At 47.9% G+C, this 4,254-nt stretch carries 5 protein-coding genes; all 5 read left to right on the top strand.

Annotated features, from left to right (window positions below):
• On the top strand, positions 1 to 468 hold a 468-nt coding region (locus tag ACKTSG_RS13635; RefSeq protein ID WP_407895536.1), incomplete at its 5' end, for an AMP-binding enzyme.
• Positions 465 to 1,658, top strand: a complete 1,194-nt coding sequence (gene dltB / locus ACKTSG_RS13630) for a D-alanyl-lipoteichoic acid biosynthesis protein DltB (protein WP_407895534.1) — start codon at positions 465 to 467, stop codon at positions 1,656 to 1,658. The genes ACKTSG_RS13635 and dltB, both read left to right, overlap by 4 nt.
• 16 nt (positions 1,659 to 1,674) lie before the next feature.
• Positions 1,675 to 1,908, top strand: a complete 234-nt coding sequence (gene dltC, locus ACKTSG_RS13625; protein WP_054719862.1) for a D-alanine--poly(phosphoribitol) ligase subunit DltC — start codon at positions 1,675 to 1,677, stop codon at positions 1,906 to 1,908.
• On the top strand, positions 1,905 to 3,149 hold the full coding sequence (gene dltD, locus ACKTSG_RS13620) for a D-alanyl-lipoteichoic acid biosynthesis protein DltD (protein WP_407895532.1): 1,245 nt from the start codon (positions 1,905 to 1,907) through the stop codon (positions 3,147 to 3,149). Before dltC ends, dltD begins: the two co-directional genes overlap by 4 nt.
• A partial coding sequence (locus ACKTSG_RS13615; RefSeq protein WP_407895531.1) for a serine hydrolase domain-containing protein occupies positions 3,139 to 4,254 on the top strand: 1,116 nt, incomplete at its 3' end. The genes dltD and ACKTSG_RS13615, both read left to right, overlap by 11 nt.

The following is a 4,254-nucleotide window of genomic DNA, read 5'->3' as shown; positions in this document are numbered from 1 at the left end:
TTGATGATCCAAGGCCCAAGCGTCTCCAAAGGCTACCTCAACAATCCTGAAAAAACCGCCAAAGCTTTTTCTCAAGCTGGGTATGCCACTGGTGACCTCGGTTATATCGATGAAGCGGGGATGATTTTCTACCGCGGGCGGACTGATTTTCAAATCAAACTCAATGGTTATCGCATCGAACTTGAAGAAGTGAACCATTACTTGAATGATTCGCCTTTGATCGCGCAAGGCGTGGCGATCCCCAAATATAATCGTGACCATAAAGTCGCGAAGCTGCTGGCTTATATCGTGCCGGAAAAACATCATTTTGAATCTGAATTACAGTTGACCCAAGCGATTCGCAAGTCGTTAGAAAGTACGATGATGAGCTACATGGTGCCGCAGCGCTTTGTTTATCGCGATGCGTTGCCACTGACGGCCAACGGGAAGGTGGCGGTCAAGCAGTTGATTGCTGAGGTCAACGCATGATCAATTTACAACCTTATTCAGATCCGCAGTATTTTATCTACTTGCTGATCGCGTTGATCCCACTGATGGTGGGGTTGTGGCATGGGCACCGTTTGAAAGTCTATGAAGTGCTGGTGAGCCTTGGCTTTATCACCTTGATGTTCACCGGGGAAAAATGGACGCAAGGGCTGGCATTGATCGGCTATCTGGTGTGGCAAGTGTTGGTGATTTTTACTTATGCCCATTATCGTAAAACGCATAATCAAACATCATGGTTTGTCATCGCTGTACTGGCTGCGATTTTGCCACTGGTGATCGTCAAACTCACCCCAGTATTCAGCGTGACGCCATCGCTCCTCGGCTTTTTAGGGATCAGCTACCTGACCTTTAAAGCTGTGCAAATCGTGATGGAATTGCGCGATGGCACCATCAAGTCCTTAAAAGTTTGGCCAGTGATCCGGTTCATGTGCTTTATGCCGACAATTTCCAGCGGCCCGATCGATCGCTACCGCCGGTTTGAACAAGATGTCGAAGTGGCGCCTGAACGAGAAAAATATGTCGACATGTTGAATCGTGCGGTGAAGTATTTGTTCTTAGGCTTCTTGTACAAATATGTGCTGGGCTACTTGTTTGGTACCGTGTGGCGGCCGCAGTTAGCGCATTTTGCCTTGCAAATCGGCGGATTCTCGTGGTCACTAGTCGGTTATATGTATGACTACTCAATGTATCTGTTCTTTGACTTTGCCGGTTACAGTTTGTTCGCGGTGGCGATTTCCTTGATCATGGGCATCGACACCCCGATGAACTTCAACAAACCTTTTGCCGCGCCGAACATCAAAGAGTTCTGGAATCGCTGGCACATGAGTTTGAGCTCTTGGTTCCGGGATTTCGTCTTCATGAGAACGACTTTCTTTATCATGAAGCACAAACTGATCAAAAATCGCATTCGCATCAGCCAAGTGGCCTACTTGATCAATTTCTTAGTGATGGGCTTTTGGCATGGGGTGACGTGGTATTACATCGTGTATGGCTTGTTTCATGCCGGTGCGATCATCATCAACGACATTTGGCTGCGGTTTAAGAAAAAGCACCGCAAGTCGATACCACATAATCGCTTTACGCAAGCTTTGGCGATTTTCATCACCTTTAATGTGGTCTGCTTTAGTTTCTTGATTTTCTCGGGCTTTTTAAACCAATTATTCTTCCAATAAAAAAGGAGTACTCACAATGGACACGAAAACAACGGTATTAAACATTTTACAAGACCTCACTGGTGAAGACTTATCCACGGCTTTAGACACTGATTTATTTGCCACGGCTTTACTGGATTCCATGGACACCGTGCAATTGTTATTGGAATTACAAGATCAACTCGGCATTTCCGTGCCAGTGTCAGAATTTGACCGCAATGAATGGAACACGCCAAACAAGATCATTGCCAAAGCTTCTGCTGCCCAATGAAAAAACGCCTGTGGTTGATTTTTGGCCCAGTGATCTTAGCGTGTGCACTAGTGCTTGGCGTGTTATTAGTGCCACTGCCACAAGGTCACCTCAATCAAAAAACCTTACGTGAAGCCTCGGTCTCGATGTCACCGAATATTTTGCTCGGCCAGCGCATCAAAGACCAAGCGTTGCAAGCAGGTTATGTGCCGTTTATGGGGAGCTCAGAATTGTCGCGGATGGATGCCTTTCACCCGTCAGTGTTAGCCGCCAAGTATGACCGTGACTATCGACCCTTTTTATTAGGGGCGCCTGGGACGCAATCCTTGACCCATTATTTAGATGACCAGTCTTGGATCCGGGAGTACCGCGGTAAGAAAATCGTCTTCATTGTTTCCCTGCAGTGGTTCACGCCTAAAGGGGTCAATCCTGGAGCCTTTCAATATTTCTACTCGCCACTACAAGCCATTGAGTTCTTACAACATGCCAAGCCTCATGACGCGGCTGATCGTTATGCGGCTCAGCGCTTGTTGAAACTCAGCCCAGCTAAAGTCCACAGCGATATTCGCGAAGGACTGCTTGATATTGCCGCTGGCGTGAAGTTAGGCAAGGGGTTGAACACGCGTTTAGCCGTGCATGAAACCTTGTTGCGCAATGAAGACAGTCTGTTTTCTCGCTTTACGGTAGGCAATTACTATGCGCGCATTGAAAAAGGTATGCAACAATTGCCTAAACATGCCACCAATCAACAATTGTCAGTGCTCGCCGGCAAAATTGGCGCCAAGGCGACGACCAATAATCATTTTGGCATTGAAAATCACTTCTTTTCGCAGCGTTTAGGCGGCAATAAGCTGGCTAAGATGCGCGGAAAACAGGCGAAGTTTGATTATCGTCGTTCACCCGAATATGGTGATTTTCAACTGTTGCTCGATCAATTTGCCAAAAATCATATTCAAGTCCAATTCGTCATTCCACCCATTAACCACAAATGGGCGCAGTATACGCATTTATCAGAGCCGATGGTGACCACCACCACCCAAAAGCTCAAACATCAACTGCAAGCCCAAGGGTTCACGCATGTGCTGGATCTCACCAAGGCTGGCAATCGACCATACTTTATGCAAGATACGATTCACTTAGGCTGGCGCGGTTGGGTCGCGATGGATCAAGTGGTTGATCCGTTTTTGACCAAGCCGCAAAAACCTGACGCCTATCATATCCAGCCTTACTTCTTCTCTAAAGGCTGGGCGAATGCGCAGTAGTCGCAGGCGTCCGCGTCAGTCGATTTGGCCGCAGGTGGTGGCGACGTTATTGATGTTAGGCGTGGTGGGGACGGTTGGCTTTGCTGTAGGCAAACGCGCGCAACCTCAAATCAGAAAATCGCAACCAGTGACACCGCTTAAACTCAAACCATCCACTGCGGTACCGATGGATCTGCGGCAATACTTGCCAAAAAAACAATTCTCCGGAGTGGCGGCATTGTATCGCAATGGCAAACGCGTCGCCACGTTAGCGCAAGGTCAAGCCACGACGCAAGCGTTGAACACGCCGGCGACGATGTTTGAAATCGATTCGGTGCAAAAATCATTGACCGCAGGACTGGTGATGCATGAAGCCATGCAAGGCAAGCTCCACCTCCATGACAAACTGCACCAATATTTTCCCCAAATCCCAGGTAGTGAAACCATCACGATTCGGCAGTTATTGGACATGGATTCCGGTTTGAGTGTGCATGGCAGTTTTATGAATCGCGAATATGTGGATGATCAAACTACAGTCGATCGTTTGATTACGAAGTTGCGCTATAGCTCGGCAATGAACGGACAAGGTTACTATCAGGCGGCCAATTATGTGGTATTGGTCGGTATTTTGATGAAAGTCACTGGCCAAAGTTATCAAACCTTGGTGGAAAACCAATACATCAAACCGCTACATTTAGCTCACACGCGCTTTGCCTATGATCGTGATGTGGCAGGTATTGCCCAAGGCCATTATTGGGGAAAACATGGCGTGACTGATGCCACTATCGCCAATGCCACTCATGCGCAACAACATCAAGAACTCGGCACTGGACAATTGATGATGAGTATCGACGATTTGTATGCCGTTGAAAGTGCGTTATTGTCTGGCCGATTAGTCGGTGGGCGTAATGCCAGCGCTTTGTTGTTTGCACCAGGGTCTTTGTCGACGTATGGTGGCGGCATGTACCAAAACGGCCCGTATCGTTCAGCCAATGGTTTCGGCTATGGCTTTGAATGTTTCTTGCGGATTACCCAATCTGGGCGTGATGCGGTGATCGTGATGAGCAACTGTAGTGTGCCAAAAACGGTCAATGAAGTGGCCGCTGATAAAATCGCGCAAGCTTGG

It is taken from the genome of Lacticaseibacillus salsurae (assembly GCF_045862175.1).
GTDB lineage: Bacteria > Bacillota > Bacilli > Lactobacillales > Lactobacillaceae > Lacticaseibacillus > Lacticaseibacillus salsurae.
Note: the sequence above shows the minus strand (reverse complement) of the source record. Positions and strands in the feature narration are given on the sequence as shown.

Coding starts and splice junctions, on each gene's coding strand:
- dltB (WP_407895534.1), top strand. CDS start 465: ATGATCAATTTACAACCTTATTCAGATCCGCAGTATTTTATCTACTTG.
- dltC (WP_054719862.1), top strand. CDS start 1,675: ATGGACACGAAAACAACGGTATTAAACATTTTACAAGACCTCACTGGT.
- dltD (WP_407895532.1), top strand. CDS start 1,905: ATGAAAAAACGCCTGTGGTTGATTTTTGGCCCAGTGATCTTAGCGTGT.